Source organism: Paractinoplanes globisporus DSM 43857 (assembly GCF_000379645.1).
GTDB lineage: Bacteria > Actinomycetota > Actinomycetes > Mycobacteriales > Micromonosporaceae > Actinoplanes > Actinoplanes globisporus.
On record NZ_KB903354.1, the window covers coordinates 1 to 1256 of the forward strand.

Sequence of the window (1256 nt, forward strand, 5' to 3'; positions counted from 1 at the left end):
TACACCCACCAGGTCGCCTGGGAAGCCGACAACGACACCGACCGCAAAACCCTGCACGCCAAGGCATCCATCGCCAAACTCTCCGCCAGCGAAGCGGCGAGCCGGGTCATCGACCGCAGCCTGCAGATCCACGGAGGACGCGGATACGACCGCGCCAACCCGGTCGAGCGCCTCTACCGGGAGGTCCGCGTCGACCGCATCTGGGAGGGCACCTCCGAGATCCAGCGCCTCATCATCGCCAACGAACTGACCAAACGCGGCACCCGCGTGCTCCAACTCGGCTAAGGGGAGAATTCATGGACTTTCGCTACTCCGCCCGCCAGCACGACCTGAAGCAGAGCGCGCGGGCCCTCTTCGAGAAGATCGCGCCCTACGAGCAGGCGTGCGAGGAGAACAACGGACTGCCCGCCGAGGTGCACGCCGAGGTGACCAAGGAGGTGCTGGCCGCCGGCCTGCAGGCCATCAACATGCCGGCCGAGTGGGGCGGCGCGGGCCTCACCATCACCGAGCAGGTCATCGTGCAGGAGGAGCTGGGCAAGCTCACCGGCGCCCTGTGGGACATGGTCTGGCGACCGGCCAACGCCCTGCGCTTCTGCACCCCGGCCCAGCGCGAGAAGTACCTCATACCGACCATCAACGGCGAGCGGCGCGACTGCTACGCCGTCACCGAGGCCGGGGCCGGCTCCGACCCGCAGAGCATCCGGACGACGGCCACCAAAGTGTCCGGTGGTTGGTCCATCAACGGCGAGAAATGGTTTGTCACCGTCGGCGACCACGCCGACTTCCAGGTCCTGCTGGCCCTGGCCGGTGAGGACCGCAAGCCGACCCTCTTCCTCGTCGATCGCGACACTCCCGGCGTCGAGATCAAGCGGATCCCGCGATTCATGCACACCTTCGTCTACGAGCACCCCGAGTTCACGTACACGGATGTCTTCGTGCCGGACGAGAACGTCCTGGGCGAGCTCGGCCAGGGTTACGACATCACCCGATCCTGGTTCACCGAGGAACGCCTGATGATCGCCGCGCGGACCATCGGCGCTTCCGAGCGTGCCCTGTCTCTCGCCCGGGACTGGGCGGTCGAACGCCACCAGTTCGGCGCACCCATCGCCAGCTACCAACTCATCCAGGGCATGCTCGCCGACTCCGCCGTCGACATCACCGTCAACCGCGCCTACACCCACCAGGTCGCCTGGGAAGCCGACAACGACACCGACCGCAAAACCCTGCACGCCAAGGCATCCATCGCCAAACTCTCC

General features: G+C 66.7%; 2 protein-coding genes. Both read left to right on the forward strand.

Translation table 11 applies throughout. The annotated features are described in order from the left end of the window. On the forward strand, positions 1 to 285 hold a 285-nt coding region (locus tag A3CQ_RS56420), incomplete at its 5' end, for an acyl-CoA dehydrogenase family protein (protein ID WP_040434198.1). Positions 286 to 296: 11 nt separating this feature from the next. Further along, positions 297 to 1256, forward strand: a 960-nt coding sequence (locus tag A3CQ_RS0146285; protein WP_020517792.1) for an acyl-CoA dehydrogenase family protein, incomplete at its 3' end; no start/stop codon positions are given.